The sequence below is a fragment of the Cupriavidus sp. 01L43 genome (assembly GCF_056399925.1).
The window spans coordinates 156,809-181,065 of the sequence record NZ_JBFTSH010000011.1 but is presented as its reverse complement, the minus strand read 5'-3'; the positions used below and the strand labels follow the sequence as shown (position 1 = coordinate 181,065).

The 24,257-nt window shown below is 67.6% G+C and carries 21 protein-coding genes and 1 pseudogene; 8 read left to right on the top strand and 14 right to left on the bottom strand.

What is annotated here, in order from left to right; translation table 11 throughout:
• The 4 genes and pseudogenes from AC1DP9_RS18970 to AC1DP9_RS18955 form a co-directional block, all read right to left on the bottom strand.
• A pseudogene (locus AC1DP9_RS18970) lies at positions 1–146 on the bottom strand (UDP-glucose 6-dehydrogenase); the annotation flags it as partial.
• A 208-nt stretch (positions 147–354) separates the two neighbouring features.
• On the bottom strand, positions 355–1,533 hold the full coding sequence (locus AC1DP9_RS18965; RefSeq protein ID WP_092299517.1) for a thiolase family protein: 1,179 nt from the start codon (positions 1,531–1,533) through the stop codon (positions 355–357).
• A 33-nt stretch (positions 1,534–1,566) separates the two neighbouring features.
• Positions 1,567–3,135 carry an AMP-binding protein gene (locus AC1DP9_RS18960; protein WP_477108201.1) on the bottom strand — a complete coding sequence of 523 codons (1,569 nt, stop codon included), beginning with the start codon at positions 3,133–3,135 and terminating at the stop codon, positions 1,567–1,569.
• 10 nt (positions 3,136–3,145) lie between these two features.
• The gene (locus AC1DP9_RS18955; protein ID WP_477108200.1) at positions 3,146–4,156 is read right to left on the bottom strand and encodes a Bug family tripartite tricarboxylate transporter substrate binding protein; all 1,011 of its coding nucleotides are present in this window, start codon (positions 4,154–4,156) and stop codon (positions 3,146–3,148) included.
• 71 nt (positions 4,157–4,227) lie between these two features.
• Between AC1DP9_RS18955 and AC1DP9_RS18950 the strand changes: the two genes are divergently transcribed.
• A complete protein-coding gene (locus AC1DP9_RS18950) occupies positions 4,228–4,974 on the top strand; it encodes a FadR/GntR family transcriptional regulator (protein ID WP_177219994.1) in 747 nt (248 codons plus the stop codon).
• On the opposite strand, the gene AC1DP9_RS18945 is transcribed toward AC1DP9_RS18950, so the two are convergent.
• Positions 4,971–5,423 carry a winged helix-turn-helix transcriptional regulator gene (locus tag AC1DP9_RS18945; protein ID WP_477108199.1) on the bottom strand — a complete coding sequence of 151 codons (453 nt, stop codon included), beginning with the start codon at positions 5,421–5,423 and terminating at the stop codon, positions 4,971–4,973. The genes AC1DP9_RS18950 and AC1DP9_RS18945 overlap by 4 nt on opposite strands.
• A gap of 111 nt (positions 5,424–5,534) precedes the next feature.
• Between AC1DP9_RS18945 and AC1DP9_RS18940 the strand changes: the two genes are divergently transcribed.
• Positions 5,535–6,743 (top strand): MFS transporter, encoded by a 1,209-nt coding sequence (locus AC1DP9_RS18940; RefSeq protein ID WP_477108198.1) that lies wholly within the window; start codon positions 5,535–5,537, stop codon positions 6,741–6,743.
• Here AC1DP9_RS18940 and AC1DP9_RS18935 read toward each other — a convergent pair.
• The 3 genes from AC1DP9_RS18935 to AC1DP9_RS18925 form a co-directional block, all read right to left on the bottom strand.
• Positions 6,731–9,187 carry a TonB-dependent siderophore receptor gene (locus tag AC1DP9_RS18935; protein ID WP_477108197.1) on the bottom strand — a complete coding sequence of 819 codons (2,457 nt, stop codon included), beginning with the start codon at positions 9,185–9,187 and terminating at the stop codon, positions 6,731–6,733. The two genes, AC1DP9_RS18940 and AC1DP9_RS18935, sit on opposite strands and share 13 nt — an antisense overlap.
• 114 nt (positions 9,188–9,301) lie before the next feature.
• On the bottom strand, positions 9,302–10,132 hold the full coding sequence (locus AC1DP9_RS18930; protein WP_477108196.1) for a FecR family protein: 831 nt from the start codon (positions 10,130–10,132) through the stop codon (positions 9,302–9,304).
• Positions 10,133–10,149: 17 nt separating this feature from the next.
• On the bottom strand, positions 10,150–10,683 hold the full coding sequence (locus AC1DP9_RS18925) for an RNA polymerase sigma factor (RefSeq protein WP_255370944.1): 534 nt from the start codon (positions 10,681–10,683) through the stop codon (positions 10,150–10,152).
• A 208-nt stretch (positions 10,684–10,891) separates the two neighbouring features.
• Here AC1DP9_RS18925 and AC1DP9_RS18920 point away from each other — a divergent pair, with 208 nt between their 5' ends.
• Complete coding sequence (locus AC1DP9_RS18920) at positions 10,892–12,184, top strand: phospholipase D-like domain-containing protein (protein WP_477108195.1); 1,293 nt, start codon at positions 10,892–10,894, stop codon at positions 12,182–12,184.
• 3 nt (positions 12,185–12,187) lie between these two features.
• Here the strand turns inward: AC1DP9_RS18920 and AC1DP9_RS18915 are convergent, their stop codons facing one another.
• The 6 genes from AC1DP9_RS18915 to AC1DP9_RS18890 form a co-directional block, all read right to left on the bottom strand.
• Positions 12,188–12,772, bottom strand: a complete 585-nt coding sequence (locus tag AC1DP9_RS18915) for a glycerol-3-phosphate responsive antiterminator (RefSeq protein WP_441593495.1) — start codon at positions 12,770–12,772, stop codon at positions 12,188–12,190.
• A gap of 4 nt (positions 12,773–12,776) precedes the next feature.
• On the bottom strand, positions 12,777–14,327 hold the full coding sequence (locus AC1DP9_RS18910) for an FAD-binding oxidoreductase (RefSeq protein ID WP_477108194.1): 1,551 nt from the start codon (positions 14,325–14,327) through the stop codon (positions 12,777–12,779).
• On the bottom strand, positions 14,324–16,003 hold the full coding sequence (locus tag AC1DP9_RS18905) for a glycerol-3-phosphate dehydrogenase/oxidase (RefSeq protein WP_477108193.1): 1,680 nt from the start codon (positions 16,001–16,003) through the stop codon (positions 14,324–14,326). Before AC1DP9_RS18905 ends, AC1DP9_RS18910 begins: the two co-directional genes overlap by 4 nt.
• Positions 16,004–16,021: 18 nt before the next feature.
• Entirely contained in the window at positions 16,022–17,545 is a 1,524-nt protein-coding gene (locus AC1DP9_RS18900; RefSeq protein ID WP_477108192.1) for an FGGY family carbohydrate kinase, read from the bottom strand.
• A complete protein-coding gene (locus AC1DP9_RS18895; RefSeq protein WP_477108191.1) occupies positions 17,542–19,005 on the bottom strand; it encodes an MFS transporter in 1,464 nt (487 codons plus the stop codon). Before AC1DP9_RS18895 ends, AC1DP9_RS18900 begins: the two co-directional genes overlap by 4 nt.
• A 165-nt stretch (positions 19,006–19,170) precedes the next feature.
• Positions 19,171–19,983 carry a thioesterase family protein gene (locus tag AC1DP9_RS18890; protein WP_177219996.1) on the bottom strand — a complete coding sequence of 271 codons (813 nt, stop codon included), beginning with the start codon at positions 19,981–19,983 and terminating at the stop codon, positions 19,171–19,173.
• Between the two features lie 374 nt (positions 19,984–20,357).
• On the opposite strand from AC1DP9_RS18890, the gene AC1DP9_RS18885 reads away from it, so the two are divergent.
• Genes AC1DP9_RS18885 through pcaD form a run of 5 tightly spaced genes read left to right on the top strand, consistent with a single transcriptional unit; the run spans position 20,358 to position 24,209 of the window.
• Complete coding sequence (locus AC1DP9_RS18885) at positions 20,358–21,698, top strand: short-chain fatty acid transporter (protein ID WP_441593491.1); 1,341 nt, start codon at positions 20,358–20,360, stop codon at positions 21,696–21,698.
• 34 nt (positions 21,699–21,732) lie between these two features.
• Positions 21,733–22,029, top strand: a complete 297-nt coding sequence (locus tag AC1DP9_RS18880; protein ID WP_477108190.1) for a YciI family protein — start codon at positions 21,733–21,735, stop codon at positions 22,027–22,029.
• A 14-nt stretch (positions 22,030–22,043) separates the two neighbouring features.
• The gene (locus AC1DP9_RS18875) at positions 22,044–23,102 is read left to right on the top strand and encodes a cyclase family protein (protein WP_477108189.1); all 1,059 of its coding nucleotides are present in this window, start codon (positions 22,044–22,046) and stop codon (positions 23,100–23,102) included.
• Between the two features lie 27 nt (positions 23,103–23,129).
• The gene (catC, locus tag AC1DP9_RS18870; protein WP_092299568.1) at positions 23,130–23,414 is read left to right on the top strand and encodes a muconolactone Delta-isomerase; all 285 of its coding nucleotides are present in this window, start codon (positions 23,130–23,132) and stop codon (positions 23,412–23,414) included.
• A 15-nt stretch (positions 23,415–23,429) separates the two neighbouring features.
• The gene (gene pcaD / locus AC1DP9_RS18865; RefSeq protein WP_477108188.1) at positions 23,430–24,209 is read left to right on the top strand and encodes a 3-oxoadipate enol-lactonase; all 780 of its coding nucleotides are present in this window, start codon (positions 23,430–23,432) and stop codon (positions 24,207–24,209) included.
• Positions 24,210–24,257: the final 48 nt, after the last annotated feature.

Sequence of the window (24,257 nt, the reverse complement as noted above, 5' to 3'; positions counted from 1 at the left end):
GGCTCATAGATCGGCACGCCGCCCGCGTTGAGCATGGCGATCTTGCGTTCGTCTACATCGAGACAGAACACCGAATTGCCGAGTTCCGCCAGGCAGGCGCCGGTGACCAGGCCGACATAGCCGCTACCGATAATTGTGACTTTCATAGGGGACGATTTCTGGGGAAGCGGCTTGCGGGACGACCGCGGTCCGCACGCGCGCCAGGCATGGAGGTAAGGCGGTAAACAGGGGAATGCGTCAGGCCACGCCGGGGTGGCGGGCAGGGGTGCAGCTTAGGCGGGGAACCTTAAGCGCAGATTAAGCATGCGGCGCCGGGGGCGCGCGCATGCCGGCCGGGCGGCCGTTGATTGGCACTCAGAGCCGTTCGATGATGGTGGCGTTGGCCATGCCGCCGGCTTCGCAGATCGCCTGGAGGCCGTAGCGGCCCTTGTTGTCTTCCAGCGCATGCAGCATGGTGGTCATGATGCGCGCGCCGGAGGCGCCCAGCGGGTGCCCGAGGGAGATCGCGCCGCCGCGCGGGTTGAGCAGGGCGGGGTCGGCGCCGAGTTCACGCTGCCAGATCATCGGCACGGGCGCAAACGCCTCATTGACTTCGCAATGAGACATGTCTGCCATCGTCAGGCCGCTCTTCTTGAGGACGCGCTGGCTGGCGGGGATGGGGGCGGTCAGCATCAGCATCGGGCTATCGCCGCAGACGTCGAAGCCGGCGAAGCGGGCGCGCGCGTTGCAGCCGAGCCGGGATGCCATGCGCTCGCTCATCAGCAGCAGCGCCGAGGCACCGTCCGTCATCTGCGAGGAATTGCCGGCCGTGATGTGCCAACCGACTTCGGGGAAGCGCGCGGCCAGTTCGTCGGTGCGGAAGGCCGGCTTCAAGGTGCCGAGGCTGGCGGGCGAAGTGTCCGGCCGGATGGTCTCGTCGACTTCCACCACGCCGCGCGAGGTGACGATCGGAAAAATCTCGCGCCGGAATGCGCCCTGTTCCCGGGCGAGCTGGGCGCGGCGGTGGGATTCCGCCGAATACGTGTCGAGTGCCTCGCGCGAGAGCGCCCCCCGGCTGGCCATCAGCTCGGCCGCCACGCCTTGCGACACCAGCCCGGGCGCGTAGCGCTTGGCGAACGAGGGGCCATAGGGGTCTTGCCCCATGCGCGCCGTGCCCATCGGCACGCGGCTCATCGACTCCACGCCGCAGGCGATCACGATGTCGTAGGCGCCGGCCATGATCCCCTGCGCCGCGAAATGGATGGCCTGCTGGCTGGAGCCGCACTTGCGGTCGATGGTGGTCGACGGCACGTGCTCCGGGAAGCCGGCGGCCAGCCAGGCCACGCGGCCGGGCGTGGCGGACTGCTCGCCCACCTGGCTGACGCAGCCGGTGATGACGTCGTCCACCATGCCCGGGTCCAGCCGGTTGCGCTCGACCAGCCCTTTCAGGAGCTGCGCCAGCAGTTCGGCGGGATGGACATCGGCAAAGGCGGCGCCGGGTTTGGCGCGCCCCATGGGCGTGCGGATGGCGTCGATGATGAAAGCTTGCTGCATGCGGGTCTCCAGAGGGTCTGTTGTCTGCGTCGATTAACTGACCTGACGGTCCTGCCCGCTCCAGTAGCGGGCCCGCAGGGTCTTCTTGTCGAGCTTGCCGAGCGAGGTGTGCGGAAGCTCGGTCTCGAACGAGACCGACTTCGGCGCGCACACCACGCCCTTGCGCTCGGTGACGTAGTCGATCAGGGCCTGCTCGGTGACGGACGCGTCCGGCTTGAGCACGACCAGCGCGGTCACGGCTTCGCCCCACTTGGCGTGCGGCACGCCAATCACCGCCGACATGGCGACGGCCGGGTGCGCGGCCAGGCAGTTCTCCACCTCGCTCGAATAGACGTTGAAGCCGCCCGAGATGATCATGTCCTTGGCCCGGTCGACCAGATACAGGTAGCCGGCCGCGTCGCGGCGCGCCATGTCGCCGGTATGGAGCCAGTCCCCCGCGAGCGTCTTGGCGGTTTCCTCGGGCCGGTTCAGGTAGCCCGACATCACCAGCGGCCCCCGTACGCACAGTTCGCCGATTTCGCCGGGCGGCACTTCCTGCAGTTGTGTGTCCAGCAGGCGCACGTCGTTGCCCGGGATGGGGCGCCCGCAGGAGCCCATCAGATGGGGGCGGGCGGGGTCGTGCTCGTCCGCGCGCAGGTAGGTGACCGTCATCGGCGCCTCGGCCTGGCCGTAGATCTGGCCGAAAATCCGGCCGATCCGCCCGATCGCCTCGGCCAGCCGGGCCGGCGCGATGGGCGCGGCGCCGTACCAGATGCGGTGCAGGCTGGACAGGTCGTGGTCCGCCAGCCCCGGGAAATCGAGCAGGCCGTAGATCTGGCTCGGCACCAGGAAGGTACAGGTGATGCGGTGGCGGGCGACGGCTTCGAGGAAGGCCAGCGGATCGTACTTGTCCAGGAAAACCACCGTGCCGCCCCGCAGGAAGGTGGGCAGGATCAGGGCGCCCGCGGCGTGGGAAATGGGCGTCGTGGCCAGGAATCGCGCGTCGTCGGGCCACTCCCAGCAGGCTAGCTGCTGCAGGATCATCGTGACGGCGGTCCGGTGAGGCTGGACCACGCCCTTGGACTTGCCCGTGGTGCCGCCGGTGTAAGCAATCTTGAAGATATCGTCGGGCTGGACGTCGAGCGGGATGTCGCTGGCGTCCATGCCGGCGGAGGCCGCCGCCAGATCGACGCCAAACGCCGCCGGGCCCAGCGTCAGCACATGCTCGACGATGCCGAGGCTGGCCAGCGCGGCGCCGCGCTCGCCGTGCCGGGGCGTGTCGATCACCAGCGCGCGGATGCCGGCATCGCGGAGCACGAAAGCCTGATCGTCGGCGGAGCCGAGCGGGTGCAGCGCCGTGTAGCGCAAGCCAAGCAACTGCGCGGCGATGATGGCGGCCATCGCATCGACCCGATTGCCGGCCAGCATGGCGATGCCATCCTGACGGCGCAGGCCGATCGACAGGAAATATCGCGCGATCTGGTGGCTGCGGGCCTCGAGTTCGCCGTAGGTCAGGCGGATGTCCTGCCCGACCAGCGCCTCGCGGTCCGCAAACGCCTTGAATGCCGAACGGTACAGCGCGGCGATGGTGGCGTGCCCGTAGAGTGGTCCTGTGTCCCGCATGTTCAACTCCTTACTGCTTTTCAATGTGGGTCGCGTCGGCAAGCTCGGCGAAGCGGTCGGAATCGGACTTCATCTCCTTGAAGAACGCCTCCGGGGTGCTGCCTTCCACGCCGAAGTCCAGCTTCTCCAGGCGCGTCTTGACGTCCGGGTCGGCCAGCGCGGTGTTCAGCGCGCCGTTGAGCTTGCGCACCACGCCGTCGGGCGTGCCCTTCGGCACCAGCATGCCGACGTAGGACTGGTCATCGAAGCCCTTGAGGCCGAGTTCCGCCATCGTGGGTACATCGGGAAGCGAGGGCAGCCGCTTCGGGCCGAACACCGCGAGCGGCTTGGTGGCGCCGCTGGCGATAAACGGCTTCTGCGCGGCCACGGTGTCGATCAGCATGTCCACGCGGTCGCCCTGGATGTCGTTCATCGCGGCGGGCACGCCGTTGTAGGGCACCTTGACGATGCGGGTGTTGGCGAGCCGGTTGAGGCGCGCGTAGTACAGCTCGAAGACGCCGGCCGTGACGGCCATGGTGGAGCTGCCCGGCTGCTTCTTCTCCAGGTCCATGGCCTGCTTGAAGGTGTCGGCCGGATAGGACTTGCGGGCGACCAGCACCAGATTGAGGTTGACCGCCTTGCCGACCGGGGAAAAGCTCTTCTCGAAGTCCACGGGAGGATTCTTATATAGCGCGCGGGCGACCACGAGCGGCGCGCCGCCCATCAGCACGGTGTAGCCGTCTGGCGGGCTGCCCGCCACGAACTGCGCGCCGATGGCCCCCGAGGCGCCCGGCTTGTTCACCACCATCACCGACTGGCCGAGCGCGCGGGTCATGCGGTCCGCCAGGACGCGGGCCACGATGTCGTTCGCACCGCCCGCCTGGTAGACCACCACCAGCTTGACCGGCTGCGTCGGATACGCGGCGTCCCGCTGGGCGTGCGCGGTGCCGGTGAGCAGCGTCGCCGCCAGCAGGGCGCCCGTGGCCGCCAGCAAAGCGCGGCGCGGGGAGGGGGTTTTCGTAGGCAGGTGCGTTTTCGTCATCGTCGTCTCCGTTGGCCTTATCATTGGCGTGCCATAATGGCTTAATGGTTGAACCATTCTATCGGCAAACGATGATTACAAAACATGATCCTCGGGTAAATCCTGACGATGAGGCGCAGACGTCATTTCGGCCGATTGCGGTCCGGCGCGCGGCGGATGAAATCGCGAACCAGATCCGCAAGGAAATCGCCGGGGGACGGCTGAAGCCGGGCACGCGCCTGCCGGCGGAGCGGCAGCTCGCGGCGGAACTCGGGGTGTCGCGCAATACACTTCGGGAGGCCGTGCGGTCGCTCGAGCAGTCCGGGCTTGTCGAGACCAAGAAGGGTGCGCATGGCGGGATCTTCATTACCCGCGCCGATGGCTCGGTGGTGATCGAGGGCTTGATGGATCTCTACCGGCTCGGCGGCATTACGCCGCGCCAGCTGATCCAGGCCCATATCTCGATCGAGCCGGCCATCGTGCGCGAAGCCTGCCGGCTGGCGACCGAAGACGACGTGGCCCGGCTCTATCGCAATATCGACGCCGCCGAGGCAGCAATGGCCGCCGGCGAATTCGAGAAGCGGTTCACGCTGAACCACGAGTTCCACAAGATGCTGGCGCGCATCGCCGGCAACCCGATCCTGGTCGTCTTCATGGACGGCCTGATTTCGCTACTGGTGGAGTTCATCCTGCGGATCGGCACGTACGAGAGCGAGGAAATCTTCGCGTCGCGGCGCCGATTCATGGCGCATTTCGCGCGGGGCGATGCCGAGGCGGCCGAACAGGAGATGTTGCGATCGCTCGAACGGTTCCTGGAGGGGTATTTCCCGCACGACTAGCGGCCGGCCAGCTTCCGTACTTCGGCATCGTGGGGCGTCAGCGCGCTGCCATCGTGGGCGAGCGGCAGCATGCGCGGAATCGGCTTGCCCGATGTCCGCTCCACCAGATCCGAGTGCGGCTCCCCCTGCGCGAACAGATGGCTCTCGGCCCATTGCCGCAGCGCCACCACCACGGGGAAGAGTTCCTCGCCCCGGGGCGTGAGCACGTATTCCTGATAGGCGCTGCCGTCGGAGGCGGGTTGGAGGTCGAGGATGCCGGCCTCCACCAACCGGCGCAGCCGGTCGGCCAGCACATTGCGCGCCATGCCCAGGTTGCGCTGGAAATCGCTGAAGCGGCGCATGCCGTCGAAGGCATCGCGCACGATCAGCAGCGACCAGCGGTCGCCAATCACATTGACGCTTCTTGCCACCGGACAGGCTTCGGCTTCGGCCGGATTGTCATCGCGCATCTCATCGTCCTTCGATCGCCTTAAGCGGTTGCATTTTAAAACCACTTCCGCTAGCCTTCAACTGGTTTTAATTTGCAACCAGTTGGATCCAGTTATGGGAGGGGATTGCGTATGCGTCGGAGCCTGATGCTGCTGTTTGCCTGCGCCAGCGGCCTGAGCGTGGCCAATGTCTATTACGCCCAGCCGCTGCTGGACGCGCTAGCGCGCGACTTCGGCATTCCGGCGTTTGCCATTGGTGGCGTGGTCACCGCCACCCAAGTGGGCTGCGCGCTGGCCTTGGTGCTGCTGGTGCCGTTGGGCGATGTCTTCGCGCGGCGCCGCCTGATGCTGGCGCAGGCGCTGGGTCTGGTGGTTGCGCTGGCGGCGGTGGGTTTGTCGTCCTCCACGGTTGGCCTGTTCGGCGCGATGTGCCTGACCGGCATGCTCGGCACTGCCATGACGCAGGGACTGATCGCCTACGCCGCAGCCGCCGCGCCGCCGGACGAACGTGGCCGCGTGGTCGGGGCGGCCCAGAGCGGCGTCTTCCTCGGCCTGCTGCTGGCCCGCGTGGTGGCCGGCGCCGTCAGCGACCTGGCCGGATGGCGCGCGGTGTACTTCGGCTCGGCCGGCGCCATGCTGTTGCTGGCGGCGTTGCTTTGGGCGCGGCTGCCCAGCCTGCCGGCCGCCGCCCAGCGCATCGGCTACCCGGCGCTGCTTGGATCGATGTTCGGGCTACTGCGCCATAACCGGGTCCTGCAGGTGCGCGGCATGCTGGCGTTGCTGATGTTCGCGGCGTTCAACATCTTCTGGAGCGCGCTGGTGCTGCCGCTGAGCGCGCCGCCCTATGCGTTCTCGCATACGGCTATCGGTGCGTTCGGGCTGGTGGGGGCGCTTGGCGCGCTGGCGGGCGCCGGCGCGGGACGGCTGGTGGATCGGGGGTTGGGTGAGCGCACCACGCTGCTGGCGCTCCTGTGCCTGATCGCGGCGTGGCTGCCGCTGGCCGGTATGACGCATTCGCTGTGGGCGCTGGTGCCCGGCATCCTGCTGCTCGACCTTGGCGGACAGGCGCTGCACGTGACCAACCAGAGCCTGATCCTCAATACCCAGCCGGACGCCCAGGGCCGGCTGGTGGGCGTCTACATGCTGTTCTACGCGGTGGGCAGCGCGCTGGGCGCCTTCGGTACCTCGGCGGCCTACGCGGTGGCGGGCTGGGGCGGGGTTTGCGCGCTGGGCGCGCTGGTCAGCCTCGCGGCGCTGGGGTTCTGGGCCTGCACGCGGCCGCGGCGGTATCCTGCCGGCGGGCGGCGGCACCGGCGCGGCGGCTGTCCTCAGAACTTGTAGCTCACGGTCCCCAGCACCGTGCGGCGGCTGCCGAAATAGCAGCCCGTGGCCGAAATGCATGTGCTGATGTAGCGACGATCGAACAAGTTCGACGCGTTGATCGCCACGCGCACGCCACGCAGTTGCAGGAACGACTTGCCGAGGTCATAGCTCAGCGCGGCGTCGAAGACCGTGGCGGCCGGCACGCGATACACATTGGCTGCATCGCCATACGACCGGCCGATATAGCGCACGCCGGCGCCCAGCCCCAGACCCTGGAACAGGGTGTCGTGGAACGTGTAGTACATCCACAGGGACGCCTGGTGCTCCGGCACGAAGGGCAGCGCGTTGCCCAGCGTGGTCACGCCGCGTGCATTGGCGTTGGCCTTGGTGACCTCGGTGTCGGAGTAGGCATAGGACGCTACGACGTCCAGCCCGCGCGTCAGGCTGGCCTTGCCTTCGAGTTCGATGCCGCGCACGCGCGCTTCGCCATTCTGGGTATTGAAGTTGGTGTTCAGCGGATCGGGCGTGAGCACGTTGGTCTGGCGCAGGTCGAAGGCGGACAGCGTAACGAAGGCATTCGCCCCCTTGGGCTGGAATTTCACGCCCACCTCGGTCTGGCGCCCGCGCGTCGGCTCGAACGGCGTGCCGGTGCGCCCCGTGCCCGCCTGCGGCTGGAACGACGTGGCAAAGCTGGCGTAGGGCGCGAAGCCGCTGTCGAACTGGTAGACCACGCCGGTGCGGCCCGTGAAGGCATTGTCGCTCTGGCGCGTGTTCAGCGTGTTGCCGGTCTGGGCGGTCAGGGTGTCGGTGTTGCTGCCGGCCCAGTCGTAGCGGCCGCTCAGCAGAAAGGTCCAGCGGTCGATGGCGAGGCTGTCCTGCACATAGCCGCCCACCTGCTGGCGGGTCTGGTCCACGCGCGTGCCCAGCGGCGGCCGGGTGATGGGGGCGCCGTACACCGGGTTGAACACGTCGAGCGCGCGCACCGCTACGAGTTGCGATTCCTCGTAGCGCGCGTCCTCGTACTGGTAGTCCACCCCCAGCAGCAGGGTGTGCTGGACGGGCCCGGTGCGGAAGCTCGCCTCCGCCTGATTGTCGATCGAGAACACGCCGCTGCGCTCCGGGAACGCCCAGCCGTAGCGGTTTTCCGTGCGCAGGTCCGGATTCATGGACAGCCCCTGCACGCGCTGCGTATCGGTATCGATATAGCTGTAGCGCGCGCTCTGGCGGAACTGCCACGTCTCGTTGGCGCGATGCGCGAACTTGTAGCCGAACATCATCTGCTCGCTCTCGAACTTGTCGTAGGCGGGTTCGCCGATAAAGCGGTTGGTCGGGATGCTGCCGTTCGGGTTGGGCAGCAGCGTGCCGGCGGCGGGCAGGGCAGGCGGCGCGCCGCCGCCGTCCGAGCGAATCTTCTGGTACTGCGCCATCAGCGTCAGCGAGGTGTCCGTGCTGGGCCGCCACGTCAGGCTGGGCGCCACCAGCACGCGGCGCTCGTCGATATAGTCGATTTCGGTGTTGGTGTCGCGGGCCAGCCCCACCACGCGATACAGCAGCTTGCCGTCTTCATCGATCGGGCCGGTCAGGTCGAACGCGCCCTGCAGGCGGTCGTGGCTGCCGGCCTGCAAGACCACCTCGCGCGAGGTCTGCGCCTGCGGCAGCTTGCTGACCATGTTCAGCAGCCCGCCCGGGGAGCTTTGCCCGTAGAGGACCGACGCGGGCCCTTTGAGCACCTCGATGCTCTCCAGCGTGTAGGGGTCGATGCGGGGCTGCGAATAGCCGCGCGCGCCGTAGGGCAGGCGGAGGCCGTCCAGGTAGCGCAGCGGCACGAAGCCGCGCACGGCCAGCCAGTCGTAGCGCAGGTCGGTATCGCCATACTGGTTGACCACGCCGGGCGTGTATTGCAGCGCCTGCATCACGCTCTGCACGCCTTGTTCGTCCATCTGCTCGCGCGTGACCACGTTGATGGTCTGCGGAACGTCGATCAGCGGCGTGTTGGTCTTGGCGCCGCTCGCGCGGCGGGGCACCACGCCATCGGCATTGGCCGAGAGGTCCGCGACATCGGCCCGTACCGTGATCAGCGGCAACGTGGCGGCGCCGGCGCTGGCGTCGGCGGGCGCCTGGACCACGGTAAAGGTGCGCGGCCCGTTGCTGACCACATGGAGGCCGGAGCCGGCGAGCATGCGGGCGAGGGCGTCTTCCACGGTCAGCGTGCCGCGCACGGCAGGGGCGCGCAGGCCATCGGCCAGGGTCGTGGCAAACAGGATCTGGGTATCGGACTGGCGCGCCAGCGCGGCCAGCGACTGGGCCAGCGGCTGGGCGGGAATGTCGATGGGGCGGGCCACGCCCTGTGCAATCGCGCCGGCGGCGAGCATCGCCGCGAGCAGGGGAACCAGCGCCGCAAACGGCCGCACGGCAAGGCGGGAGGCGCGGGCGGCAGGCCGGCGTCGAACGGTGAAAATCACGAAAGCTCCTGATGGCGGGCCGATCCATTCGGCCTGTTCATGGAGTTGCCGTGCGCCGCCGCGTGTTTGTACACCTGCTCACGCAAAAAAAATCTGATGACGCTCAGTTAGTCATCAGGACCGTTGCCGCGCGCCCAGATGCACGGTGCCGTCGGCCGCCTGGCGCACCGTTACCGGCAGGATGCCCGGCAGCAACTGCAGGATGGCCGCCACCTGGTCGCGGTCGAATTCGCCGGACAGCCGCAGCTGGGCCACGCGTGGATCGTCGATGACGAGGGCGTGACGCGAGTGCGGCTGCATCTCGGCGATGGTGTCGGCCAGCGTCGCCCCATCGAACGAGAACTTGCCGCGCTGCCAGGCCAGGGCGCGCTCGGCGTCCACGGTCACGGTGTCGCCGGGCTGGCCGTCCGGTGCTACGTCCACGCGCTGGCTGGCGCGCAGCTGCCGCACCTGGCCCCCGGCCTCGACTTCCACCGCGCCTTCCAGCACCACCACGCGCGTGCGCTGCGGCAGCCGCTGGACGTCGAACACCGTGCCGATGTCGCGCACCCGGGTCTGGCCCGCCGTGACGAGGAACGCACGCGGGCCATGGGCCACGGTGAACACCGCTTCGCCCGCATCCAGCGCCAGTGCGCGGGTGCGCAGGCGCCACTGCACGGTCAGGCGGGTGTGCTGGTCCAGCGTGACGCGGCTGCCATCGGCCAGTTGAACGGTGCGCGGCCCGGCCTCGGCGCTCAGGGACTCGGTGCGATAGGCGGGATCGGCCAGCCACGTGCCGGCGGCCAGCACTACCAGCGCGGCGGCGGCACCGGCGCGCACGCGGTGTTGCCTGCGGCGGCGCGCAGTGGCGGCGGCCGTGATGGCTTCCACGGACGGAAATCGCTCGCGCAGCGCCTGCTGGTAGGGAGACAGCGGGTCGCCCGGCGGCGTGCGGGAATCGGGCATGGGCAGGGGAGGGGTCCTCACGATGACGGGGCCGGCGCGGCAGTTTCCGGGCGCGGCGGGGCGCCCAGGGCTTGCAGTTCGGGCGCCAATAGTGCCATGGCCCGGGCCATATGGCGCGCCACCATGCCCCGCGAGATGCCCAATCGTAGCGCCACGTCCTGCTGCGGCAGCTCATGGAGCCGATGCAGGATAAACACCTCCTGGCAGCGTGGCGGCAGGGCGGCAATGCACTGCTCGAGCCGGTCTACGGCCTGACGGTGGGCGATGGCCTCGGCGACGTCCGGGCTCGATACGGCGATGCCGGCGGCGTCGGCCTGCCAGGCATCGGCATGGGTCTGGCGGGTGGATTCGGCGCGGTAACGGTCAATCGCGCGATGGGTGGAGACGTGCCGGAGGAAGGCGAGCGGCTGGGCCACCTCGCCGGCGGGCGGCCGTTCGAGCAACTGGACGCAGACGTCCTGGAGCACGTCGCGGGCAAAGTGGCGGTCGCCAAAGCGGCGGCGGACGTGATCGACCAATTCGTCGTAATGGCGCAGCAATGCAGCAAACAACGGGGGATGGGCGGGGTCGCGCAGCACGGCCAGGATGACGGCAAAAGACGAATCAGGCGAAGCGGCGGAGTATAAATGATAGTGATTCGCATTTGCAAGGAGGGGCCGTTGGCGATCGGCCACACATCCCGGGGGCTGCAATCGCCCAAAACTCGTCCACACTTCATGTTCGAAAAGCGCCGTCTCACCGATAAGAGGAAGCCAGCCGATGCGCCACGCTCATGGAAGGGCCCGGACCACGTGGTATGTGCTGCTTGCCGTCATCCTTACCGCGCTCTTTGGCTTGGTGGCCTACAACCTGTTCGGCGCGGAGAAGCGGATCGAGCATCGGCTGGAACGGCTCTATGCGACCGAGGACCCGCAGTTTGCCCGGGAACTGAGCGTCCTGCTCGGTCCGCCAGTGGTCGGCGGCAACGCCTACCGCGTGCTGAGGAATGGCGACGAGATCTTCCCTCCAATGCTTGCCGCCATTCGCGCGGCGCAGCGGACGATTACCTTCGAGTCATATATCTACTGGTCCGGCGACATTGGCCGGGCCTTCGCGCAGGCGCTGGCCGAGCGGGCGCAGGCGGGCGTGAAGGTGCACGTCCTGCTGGATTGGGTGGGCAGCCAGAAGGTGGACGCCGCCGTGCTGGACATCATGTCGAAAGCCGGTGTGGCGTTGCAGCGCTATCACCCGGTTCACTGGTACACGCTCGGCAAGCTCAACAACCGGACGCACAGGAAGCTCCTGATCGTCGATGGCAGGATCGGTTTCACCGGCGGCGTGGGCATTGCGCCGGAATGGACCGGCCACGCCCAGGATCCCCAGCACTGGCGCGACACGCACTTCCAGGTCGAAGGCCCGGTGGTGGCCCAGATGCAGTCGGTCTTTCTCGACAACTGGATCAAGGTGAGCGGCGAAGTGCCCCACGGCCCGGGCTATTTCCCGGCGCTGCCGGACGTGGGCAAGGGCATGGCGCAGATGTTCAGCAGCTCCCCCACCGGCGGGAGCGAGAACATGGCGCTGATGTACCTGCTCGCCATCACCGCCGCCACGCGCACCATCGACTTGTCGGCGGCGTACTTCGTGCCCGACGACCTGACGCGGAAGGCGCTGTTGGCCGCGCTCAAGCGGGGCGTCAAGGTTCGCATCATCGTGCCGGGCGAGCATATCGACTCGGAAACCTCTCGCTCGGCGTCGCGGGCCCAATGGGGCGAGCCGCTGGCGGCCGGCGCGCTGATCGCCGAGTACGCGCCCACGATGTACCACTGCAAGGTGATGATCGTGGACGGCTTCCTGGTGTCGGTCGGCTCGACCAACTTCGACAATCGCTCCTTCCGCCTGAACGACGAGGCCACGCTCAATATCCTCGATCGGGACTTCGCGGCGGAACAGACGCGGATATTCGAGTACGACCTGGCCCTGTCCCGGCCGGTATCGCTGGAAGCATGGTCCAACCGGCCGTGGCGCGAAAAGCTGGCCGATGGGTTGAGTTCGCTGCTGGCCTCGCAGCTGTAGGACCTAGGACTTCAGCTTTTTCCCTTCCAGATTCCAGAGCTTGCGGTCGCTGGTCGAGACCGCCACCGCGCCATGCGCGAGCGCGCTGCGGATATCGGCCTCGTTGCAGACAAAGCCGGAAGTGACGATGGGCGGCAGCGCCTTGCGGTCCGCCTCGGGCAGGTGGGACAGCATTGGCGCCGGCATCAGCTGCACCAGGTTGGGGTCGCTCTGCTCCAGTGCCTTCACGCTGCGTGGCCACGTCGAGCGGTCGGTCACGAAGACCTTCTGCATCGTCACCATGCCGGCGCGGTTGGCGCGCTGGATGGTGGCCACGCGCGTGGACACCAGACTGGTCACCCCGATGTCCGCCAGGTAATCCACGCCACCCTTGTCCTGCGACAGCCCTTCGCAGCTATCGATGTTGACGATGACGTACTTGCCGGCGCGGGTCAGCGTGGCAATCACGGGCTGCAGCTTGCGCAGCTCCACGTTGGCCACGATCGAGACTTCGGCCTCGCTGTCGACAAACGCATCGACCTGCTCCGCGCCGTAGAGCGTGGCGATGACCGGGTGGCGCGTCAGGCGGGCGCCGAGGGACCTGTCCATGGGGTTACTTCGCTTCGTGGGAAAGCACGTCGCTCAGGCCGAGCTTCCCGGGGTTGAGGATGTTCTGCGGATCCAGCGCCTGCTTGACCGCCACCAGCACCGGGAACGCGGTGTCCAGCGACGGTGCCATATACGGCGCGCGCAGCAGCCCGATGCCGTGATGGTGGCTGAGGGCCGCATTGTATTGGATCAGCACCGCGTTGGCGGCATCCCAGGCGGCGCGATACCACGTCTGGCGGTCTTCCACCGCAACCTCGCCCCGCAGCGAGAAGTACAGGCAGGCGCCGTCCACGTAGGCGTGCGACTGGTGCGCGGAGCCGGCCAGCGTTCCCGGCACCGCGTTGATGGCGGCCACCACGTCGTCGTAGATCGCGGGCAGGTCGGCCCACGGCCCGGACATCTCGAGCGTATCGGCCACGAAGCCGGGGCTGCGCTTGAAGCCTTCGGCGCTCTTGCCGGTCAGGTAGCGCGTATCGAGCCAGCGTTCGAAGATGGCCTTGTCATCGAGCTTGTCGCCCAATTCCACGCAGACCCGCTCGCTGATCGCCATCACGGCATCGACCATATCCTGGGCGCCTTCGTCGGCCACCAGCAGCACGTTGGTGTCGGGCAGGCCGAACTGCACGCCGCTCTCCAGGGCGTCATAGAGCCGCAGCGCCGCCGGGTTGGCGCCGCGCTGCATGATCTCGCGGCACGCCTCCAGGCCGATGGCGAAGGTCTTGAAGCCATAGGCGATGGCTCGGCCGTAGTCGGGCAGGCGGTGCAGCTTCAGCCGCACGCGCACGATCACGCCCAGCGTGCCTTCCGAACCGATAAAGAGTTGCTGCAGGTCCGGCCCCAGCGCCGCGCGCGAGTAGCCGCCCACGGTGATGAGGCGGCCATCGGCCAGCACCACGTCCATGCCGAACACCATGTCCTCGATCTTGCCGTAGCGCGTGGAGAGCTGGCCCGCGCCCCGGCAGGCGACCCAGCCGCCCACGGTGCTGATGGCGTACGACGACGGCCAGTGGCCCATCGTCATGCCGTATTCCTGCTGGATGGTCTGCTCGAAGATGTCGCCGAACATGCCGGCCTCGACTTCCACGATCTGGCTGTTCTTGTCGAAGCCGAGCAGCTTGTTCAGCTCGCAGACGTCGAGCACGATGCCGCCGCGTACCGGCAGTGCGGCGCCGGTCACGTTGCTGCGACCGGCGGACACCGTGACCGGCACGGCGCTGGCGTGGGCGATGCGCATCACGGCCTGCACCTGCTCGACGGTGGACACGCGCACGATCACGCCGCGCGGCGTGGCGGGCTTGCCGCCGGTCTCGGTCATCATCGAGCCCGCCCACCAGTCGCGCGTCCACGTCACCACATCGCCGGTGCTGGTCAGGACGGCATCGGCCACCAGGCGCAGCGCCGCCAGCGTGGCGTCGCTGAGCGGCACGGCGTCGCGCTGCAGGCCGGAGGCGTCCGGGGTCTCGGTGATGGTGGCTGCGTAGCCCGGCGGCGTATGCGCGCCCACGACGTAGTTGCCACGGTTGTAACCGCGCTTGATGGCTTCCTTGCTGATCATGCTGCTTCTCCCATGAGGACGGATTTTTCGAGAGCCACGGCGGCCAGGTAGTCGCTGACCTGCCGGGCGACGGCCGACTCGGACAACCCGAGTTCGGCCTGGAGGATCTGGCCCACGCGCGGCGCGGCGTGGGCGGAGGCATCGCGCGCCATCAGGCGGGCACGCATGCGGCGCGACAGCACGTCATCCACGGTGCCGGCCAGCTCGTGGCGCACCGCGTAGACGACTTCCGCTTCGGTGTGGGGCAGGCCATCGACAATGGGCCGCGCGAGCGTGGCATCGGCCTGGAGGATGTCGCTGACGAAGCGCGCCTCCGTGCCGTACCGTTCGCCCAGGTGTGCCGACATCCCGCCCGACGCCACGATGGCCTGCGCGTCGTAGCCGGCGGCGCCGAGCAGGTAGGCGCTCTTGGTGCGGCACTTGCCGCGCTTGCCGATGACGCGCTGCGCGGCGTCGATGGTCTGCTCGGCCATATGGCGCGAGGTGGTCAGCTTGCCGCCGACGATGGTCACCAGCCCGTCATCGGCGATATGGATCTCGTGGTTGCGCTTGATTTCAAGCGTCTTGCCGCCCGGTGGCGCCACCAGCGGCCGGCATCCGGCGATGCTGCCCACCACGTCCTCGGGCTGAAGGTCTGTCTTCAGCGCCGAACGCGCCCCTTCGAGCAGGAAGTCGAGTTCCTGGCGGGTACACATCACGTTGTCGAGGTCGCCTTCGTAGTCCTCGTCGGTGGTCCCGAGGTAGGACACGTTGCCCCAGCGTGTGATGGTGGCGCGGCGGCTGCGCCCGGGCACGGGAATCGTCACCGTGCAGTCGTTGCGGATCTTGAGCCAGGGAACGGCCACGTGCACGCCCTTGGCGGGGCGGATGTGCAGCGTCTTCTGTTCGCCGCGCTTGCGGCCGGTCCAGTCGCGCAGCCAGACGCCGGTGGCCATGACGACCACGCCCGCACGCACGCGGATTTCCTGCTCGCCGGCGTGAACGATGGCGCCGTCGACCTTGCCGTGGCCGTCGCGCGTGATCTCCATGACCTGCGCGTGGTTGGCCACGGCGGCGCCATGGAAGGCGGCGGTGCGCGCGATGTTCAGCGTCAGTCGCGCATCATCGACGCGCGCATCGAAGTACAGGAAGCCGCCGGTCAGGTGCTCGGGGTTGAAGGTGGGGCAGTGCGACAGGACCTCGGCCTTGCTCAGCTTCTGGTGCAGGATGCCCTCGCGCCAGCCGCCGGCCAGGTCGTAGGTCCACAGCAGGCTTTCGAAGGCTTTGGCGAGCCGCTTGTCGAACACGCCGTCGCGCTCCATCACGGGGAACAGGAACGGCAGGCGCTGCACGAGGTGGCGCGCGTTGCGGCGCAGGCGCTGGCGCTCGAGCAGCGAATGGCGCACCAGGCTCAGGTTGCCCTGCTCGATGTAGCGCAGGCCGCCGTGCACCATCTTCGACGACTTGGACGAGGTGCCCGAGGCGAAGTCGTTCTTCTCGACCAGCGCCACGCGGTAGCCGCGCAGGCTGGCGTCCAGCGCCGCATAGGCGCCGGTGACCCCGCCGCCGACGATGAGGATGTCGAACGCCTCGCTGCCCAGACGGTCCAGTTGCGACCGGCGGTCGAGCCGCAGCGGCTCGGTGCTGGTCATGGCGGCGCGTTCGCGGCTCGCGCTTCGGGATGGCAGACCCATCATGTTGATCGCTTCTCCTGATTAATGCGACGCAAACGCGTCCACGTGATTGAGTTCGGACGCCACGCGGGCGTGCCAGAGCGCGCGCCGCGCGGCGCGCTCGTCATCGCCGATGGCCGGGGTGAACACGGCGTCCGGCGCGGTGGTGGTGCGGGCTTGCTGCAGGGAGTCCCACAGCAGGCCCGACGCGCCGGCCAGGAAGGCGATGCCGCGCAGGCTGGCGCGGTCCGTCTCCTGCATGCGATGGATCGGCAGGCCGGTGAGGTCGGCCTGCATCTGGAGCAGCGCGTCGCTGCCGGAGAGGCCGCCGCCCACCACGAGGCTGGAGACGGGCACGCCGGCGATGTCGCGGTTGGCCTCGATGCAGGACGCCACGGAATGGGCGATGCCGGCGAGGATGGCGTGGGCGATCTCGGCCTGCGTGGTGGCCATCGACACGCCGTTCAGTGCGGCGCGGGCCTCGGGCTGCATCTGCGGCACGCGCAGGCCGGTCAGGGCTGGGATGAACGTGACGCCGCCCGACGAGGGCACCGTGGCCGCCAGCGCGCTGATCTGCCGGGCGTCTTCGAACCAGTGCAGCTTGTTGCAGACCCAATTCAGCGCGGAGCCGGTGGTGGCCACGAAGGTCTCCACCGAGTAGTGGGAGACGCCCTGATGGCGGCGCGCGGTCATCGTCAGCGTGCTGTCCGATTCGCCGCTGCGCGCCGGCAGGGCGGGGCCGACCATCAGGTCCACGAAGCTGCCGGTGCCGTGCAGGCACATCGACTGCCCCGCATCGAGGCAGCCCAGCCCGATGGCGCCGGCAAGCTGGTCGCCGGCACAGGCGAGGATGGGCACGTCGATACCGATCAGGTCGGCGCGCGTGCGGCCGAAGTCATCGGCGTCCTGCCGCAGTTCGGGCAGCAGCTCGCGGGGGAAGCCGAGCGCATCGGTCCAGTCCGTGAGGTAGCGGTGCTCGCCGAGCATGTAGGCGCTGCACGAGGTGGCGTTCGTCGGCGTGGTCACGCAGGCGCGCTCGGTGGAGAGGTGCCAGAGCAGCCAGCTATCCACCGTGCCGAAGGCCAGCCGGCGCGCGGCCCATGCCTCGGCCACGGCAGGCGTCTCGCGCAGGTGCCGCGCCGCCCAGAGGTAGGGCGAACGCACGCCGGCAGGCCGGCCGACGACAGGACGCAGGCGCGGGTCCCACGTGGCCGCCAGTTCGTGCAGGTCCGGGGCGTAGCGCGTGTCCTGCCAGACCATGGCCGGCACCAGCGCGCGGCCGGTCTGCGTGTCCCACAGCACGGCCGTGGCGCGCTGCGTGGCGATGGCGAGCGCCACCACATTGAGGTGATCGCGCGCAGCCTGCGCCAGCGTGGCCCGGCACACCGCCAGCGTCTTCTCCAGCAGAACATTGGCGTCCTGCTCGACCACGCCGGGGCGCGGCGAATCCACTTGCAGCGTGGTGTATTCCAGGCATGAGACGTGGCCATCGGCGGCCACCACGGCGGCGCGGGTGCCGGACGTGCCCTCGTCGATGGCGAGGATGACGTTCCTGTTCTGGGTCATGACTGCGATTTCTCGATCACGGGTTGCAGGAAGCCGGCCCCCTCGCGCGCATCGCGTGCGAACTGCGGGGCATCGGCTTCGTTGTCAGGGTTGATGGTGGTACGCGTGGGGTCCCAGCGGATCGTGAAGCAGATGATGCTGGCGATGAGGGGCACCACGGAGAGGATCAGGAAGGTGGTTTCCAGCCCGTACTGGGCGCGGAACAGGGGGAACACCAGCAGGCCCAGCGCGGCGCCGATGGAGCCGAGCGCGCCGATGATGCCGTTGGCGCCCGCGCGCAGTTCGCTGCGGAAAGACAGCGAGGACAGGCTCTTGCCGTTCGCGCCGGGGCCGCCCGAGTGGAACAGGATGAACAGCGACGGCACGACCACGGCGACCCACATCGGCATCTTGCCGTTGAACAGGCCGAGCACCAGCAGCATCACGAAGACGGCGGCGAAGCCGAACGCCGAGGCACGGCGCAGGCCGAGCTTGCGGCCGATCAGCGGCGACAGGAAGCCGCCGAAGATGCCGCAGACATTGAACACGAGCGCGCCGATGGTGGCGTAGACGAAGTCCTTGCCGAACAGCGCGGCGCTGATCAGCGGCAGGTACCAGCCAATCGCAAAGTACTGGATCGACTGGCCGATCTGCACCGTGGAGGCGAGGATGGTGCGAGGCAGGTAGACGCCACGGAAGATCAGCAGCACGTTGGCCAGGCCGCGACGGGCCTGGTTGGTCACGGGAATGCGCTCGGACGGCGCGGCAGCCATGAAGGCGCGGCCATAGATGCGCGTCATGGCGCGCGCGGCGGCGTCCAGCCGTTCCTTGCGGGCCAGCCAGATCGGGCTTTCGACCAGGAACAGCAGTTGCAGCACCAGGATGAGGACGCCGAAGATGGCGGTGGCGGCCACCGAATAGCGCCAGATCGTATCGCCCACATTCCAGGAATGGAACAGCAGCGCCAGCAGCAGGTTGGAGCAGACCGCCGTGTACCACATGCCCTGCCAGGTATTGAGGCGGCTCTTGAGCTTGACCGGCGTGAATTCGGCCAGCACGGCCATGGCGATGGCGAAGTCGATGCCGTACGCCGCGCCGACGAAGAACCGGCCGACCAGGATTACATCGAAGCCGGGCGCGAACACCACCAGCAGCGCGCCCACCACGGCCAGCACCTTGGCCAGGATCAGCGGGCGCACGCGGCCCCAGCGGTCGGCCATCCAGCCGCCCAACGGGTTGAAGACGATGGCGACCCATGAGGCGAACGAGGTCAGCAGCGCCACCTGCGCCGGGGCGAGCTGCAAATTGCGCGTCATCGGCCCAAGGCCGGCGCTCAGTGCGGAATTGGAGAAAGCGTCAAGGAAGAGTCCGCCGAGGGCAAGCCACCACACCACGCCGGCGCGGCCACGTATGCCAGGACAGGAATCTATGAAGGCGATGACATCATCGATGCCACGAAGCTTGATGGCAGGGGTTTGCACGGCGGTCTCCTTTTTTTGGTTCTGTAAGAGGCCGCAGCAAACTGCACGCGCTAAGAGACCATCTTACAGATGGTCTCTTATCTAGATCTGCCCGGCCAATGTATGTCGCCGGGCAGGTCATGTCAACGGGGAAAACCCGATAGGGTGGAGCGGAGCCGGGCGCGACTAGCGCGCGTCGCGCGGCTTGAAGATCAGTCCCTGCTGCGCGACACCGATGACGCCGTGCTCGTCATGCAGCGTCGTGCGGGTCAGGCCGATGCCGCTCTCCTGCACCGTGGTCGTCGAGTCGGCCGCGACCCATTCCCCGCGTGGCAGCCGGTGCAGGTACATCGTCAGGTCGGCATTCGCGAACGCGAAGCGATCCAGCGGCACGGCCCAGCTGATGCCATTGCCGAAGTCCGCCGCAGCTACCGCGCGGGCTGCTGGCGTGACTGGCCAGTCGGCCACCAGCGGCACCGCCAGGCGGAACCATACGGCGGCAGGGCCGGGGGCCGTGACCGTGCCGGTCGCCACGCGGCTCTCCATGGCGGTGTAGTGGAACGAGGTCTGCGGCTGCATGCCCGGGATGAGGATGGGCGTGTGGCACGCATCGGGCGGGGGGAGGGACGGAGACTGGGGGGACGACTGGAGGTCGAGCGCACGTTCGCGGATATAGACCGCCGTGCCGTAGACGACCGGTACGCCCTCGTGCGACAGCGCCAGCCGCACGCGCCGCACCGACCCGCCCGGTTGCGGTTCGACCACCGCGCGCAACGGTGCCACGGGAACCGGCCGCACGAATTCGAGCGTGAGGCGAACCATCGACCAACCCGGCTCCTGCGCCATGGCGCGGTCCGCCATCGAGGCCAGCAACCCGCCCGGTGCGCCGCCGTGCTGGGCGCCGGGATGCCAGGGGCCGCGCGACAGTTCGGTAGGGACGACGGCATCGCCCGAGACTTCGAAAATGCTGTGGGGAATCGGCGCAGAAGCAGTAGCCAAGACGGTCTCCGTGATGCGGGCTGCGCTCCCGGACGCCGGGGCGCTATGGCCGCCAACGATACACCACGAGATGGCTTGTCTGCTGGCGCCACCGTTCTGTGCGGATACCGGCCATGAACCTTTCAGCCGTGAAAGACCATTGGTGCATTGCAATATGCGAAGCCCCTGCGCACAGGGCGCAACGACCTGTGAATTGGCGCGCGGATCTGCTGCGGTGCAATATCGAATTGTTGTGTTGGGGGCGGGTAATCGAGCAATTTATTGCGTTGACATTGCCAAAGACAAAGTCTTACCCTCCGATCCACGCTAACTAGACGTTCGCATATAGAACGCAAGTTCGATATGTGGTCATTTCGGATTTCAGGAGACTTGCCTTGAACAAGGTTGCCGGGTTCTTTACAGAACTGATGCGCCGGTATTTGCCGGACCCCTTCGTGTTTGCGATTGGCCTGACGCTGCTCTCCATGGTGATGGCGATGCTGGTCGAGGGACAGGCCGCCAACACGATCATCCTGAACTGGGGCAAGGGGTTCTGGAACCTGCTCTCGTTCACCACGCAGATGGCCGTGATCCTGGCCATGGGCTATGTGCTGGCCACCGCGCCGCTGGTCGATCGTTTCCTGAACAGCATCGTCGCGCGCGTGCATACGCCGCGCGGGGCCATCATCGTGGCGACGCTGGTCGGCGGTATCGGTAGCTACCTGAACTGGGGCTTTGGCCTCGTGATCGGTGGCATCATCGCCCGCAAGCTGGCGCTCAAGGTGAAGGGGGTGCACTACCCGCTGATCATCGCGTCGGCCTATAGCGGCTTCACGATGTACGGCCTGGGCTTGTCCGCCAGTATTCCCGTGCTGATCTCCACGCCGGGCCATCCCATGGAAAAGCTCATGGGCGTGGTGGCGCTCAAGGACACGATCTTCTCCCTGCCGATGCTGCTCACCAGCCTGGCCGTGATCATCACGCTGCCGCTGCTCAACGCGATGCTGCATCCGCGCGATGCCAAGGATGTGGTCGAGATCAAGGACGATGCGGAGGAGGGCCGCGCCGGCGCCGCCGGTGGCCACAGCATGGGCATCGAGAACACGCTGGCCGCGCGCATGAACAACAGCCGCCTGCTGAGCCTGGTCATCGGCCTGTGCGGCATGGCCTACGCGGTGCTGTACTTCACGCAGGGCGGCACGCTGGACCTGAACCTGATCAACTTCCTGATCCTGTTCATCGGGGTGCTGCTGCTGGGCACGCCGGCCAACTACGTCGCCAAGCTGAACGAGGGCATCAAGACGATTTCAGGCATCATCCTGCAATATCCGTTCTATGCCGGCATCATGGCGATCATGGCGGGCTCGGGGCTGGTGGATACCATTTCGCGCGTGTTCGTGGATATCGCCACGCCGCAGACGCTGCCGTTCTGGGGCCTGGTGAGTTCGTTCGTGATCAACTTCTTCGCGCCATCGGGTGGTGGCCACTGGGTGATTCAGGGGCCATTCATGATCGACGCGGCGAAGGCCATCGGCAGCTCGGTGGCGCAGACTTCGATGTCGGTGATGCTGGGCAACGCCTGGAACGACCTCGTGCAGCCGTTCTGGATCCTGCCGGCGCTGGCGCTGTCGAAGCTCAAGCTCAAGGACGTGATGGGCTATACCGTGATCATGATGTTCTGGGTCGGTGCCATCTACATCGTGGCGCTGCTGGCCTGGGGCATGCTGACGCACTGACCGATGTACTGACAACCAACGCGGAGAGAATCGCATGCCGTTCCTGATCGAGACGTTCGACAAGCCGAATCACCAGCATGTGCGGCAGGCCAACCGGCCCGTGCACCTGGAGTATCTGGAAGCCAACAAGGCGCTGCTGCTGGCCTGCGGCGCCAAGCTCAACGATGACGGCAGCGATGGCGGTGGCGGCCTGTATATCGTCGACGTGGAGACGCGCGAGGCTGCGCAGGCCTTTGTCGAAGCCGATCCGTTCCACAAGGCCGCGCTGTTCGCCGAGGTAAAGATCGTGCGGTGGCGCAAGGCCTATCTGGACGGCGTCCGTCATATCTGAACGAAGGCGTAGGTATGAAGCGATGGAAGCAACGGCCCGATGGCGCCAACTGGGGCGACTTCGGTGAGGACGACCAGCTCGGCCGCCTGAACCTGATCACGGCGGCGCGCGTGCGTGCCGCCGCGCAGGAGATTCAAAGCGGCCGGACGTTCTGCCTGTCCCTGCCGCTGGACCTCCCCGGCGGGAATGTGCTGAACCCGCGCCGGCATCCGCCCGTGCTGCGTCCCACTTTCCGTGACGACGTGGCCTACGTGAACTTCCCGCTGGCCAAGGTCGATCCGCGCGCGCTGGACGTGCTCAGCGACGACCAGGTGCTGCTATCCATGCAGTACTCCACGCAGTGGGATTCACTGGCCCACGTGGGCGCGCTGTTCGATGCCGATGGCGATGGGGTGGCCGAACGCGTCTACTACAACGGTTTCCGGCCGAATGCCGATATCGTCGGTCCGGTTGACTATGCTGAAGCCGACCACTTCGCGGCCCATCCCTGCGGGCACGACCACAGCCATGCCGACGCGCTCGGCATCGAGACCCTCGCGGCGCACGGCATTCAGGCGCGCGGCGTGCTGGTCGATCTGGCCGAACACTACGGCCGCGAATGCCGGACGGTCGGCTACGACGACCTGATGCGCGTGATCGACGCCGATGGCATCGAGGTTGGCAGTGGCGACATCCTCGTGCTTCGCACCGGATTCGCCGAGATGCTGGTCGAGATGGCTGGCGAGCCCGATGCCGAACTGTTGCATCAGAGCTGCTGCGCGCTGGACGGGCGCGACGACAAGCTGCTGCAGTGGATCACCGATTCCGGCATTGCCGCGATCGCGGCCGACAATTACGCCGTCGAGCGCTATCCGGCCCGGCCCGTGCCGGCGGAGCAGGGCCCCGTGCCGATGCTGCCGCTGCATCATCACTGCCTGTTCAAGCTCGGCCTGCCGCTCGGCGAACTCTGGTACCTGCGCGACCTGGCCGCCTGGCTGCGCGCCGAGGGTCGCCACCGGTTCTTCCTGTCGGCGCCGCCGCTGCGGCTGCCCGGCGCGATGGGGTCGCCCGTGACGCCCGTTGCCACTACCTGATTCCTCTCTCTTCACTAGGAGCCCACCATGCTGTTCATGGTCGAAATGACTGTTCGTATTCCCCAAACGCTCGACCCGGTTGTCGCCGACAAGATCAAGGCGGAAGAGAAGGCGTACTCCCAGCAACTGCAACGCGACGGCAAGTGGCGCCACCTGTGGCGCGTGGCTGGCCTCTACGCGAACGTGAGCATCTTTGACGTCAAGGATGCCGACGAACTGCACACGCTGCTGACTGGCCTGCCGCTGTATCCGTACATGGAAATGAAGGTGACCGCGCTGGCGCAGCACGCCTCTGCCATCGCCCAGAACTGAGCCCCGGAGACCGCCATGCCTTTTGCTGACCTTGCGGGCGTCAAGCTCCATTACCGGTTCGATGGCGATGAGAGCCTGCCCGTGCTGGTGCTGTCGAACTCCCTGGGTACCAGCCTCGATATGTGGCAGCCGCAGATCGCCGCGCTGACGCAGCGTTTCCGGGTGCTGCGCTACGACACGCGCGGCCACGGGCAGTCGTCCGTTACCGAGGGACCGTACAGCATCGCGCAACTGGGCGGCGACGTCATCGCGCTGCTCGACCATCTGGGCCTGCAACGCGTGCATTTCTGCGGGCTGTCGATGGGCGGCATCACGGGCATGTGGCTGGGCGTCCACCACGCTGACCGCCTTGACAAGCTGATCCTGTGCAATACGGCGGCCTATATCGGGCCGCCCGAGAACTGGACCAACCGTGCCGCCGCCGTGGAGCGTGACGGTGTGGCGTCGATTGCCGCCGCCGTAGTCGACAAATGGCTCACGCCGGACTTCGCGGCGCAGCAGGCGGATCTGGTGCAGACGTTGCGGACGATGTTGGGTGCCACCGACGCCCGCGGCTACGCGGCGAACTGCCTGGCCGTGCGCGATTCGGATCTGCGCAACGACGCGCAGCGCATCACCACGCCCACGCTGGTCATTGCCGGCACCGGCGATATCCCGACCCCGCCCGCCGATGGTCGGTATCTGGCGGAGAACATTCCGGGCGCCAGGTACGTGGAACTGTACGCCGCGCATCTCTCGAACCTGCAACAGGTGGAGGGGTTCAATCAGGCTGTGCTGGCGTTCCTGGATCGCTGACGCCTGAGGTGGGCTGCTACCCCCGCCGGACGCCCGGCGGGTAACCCG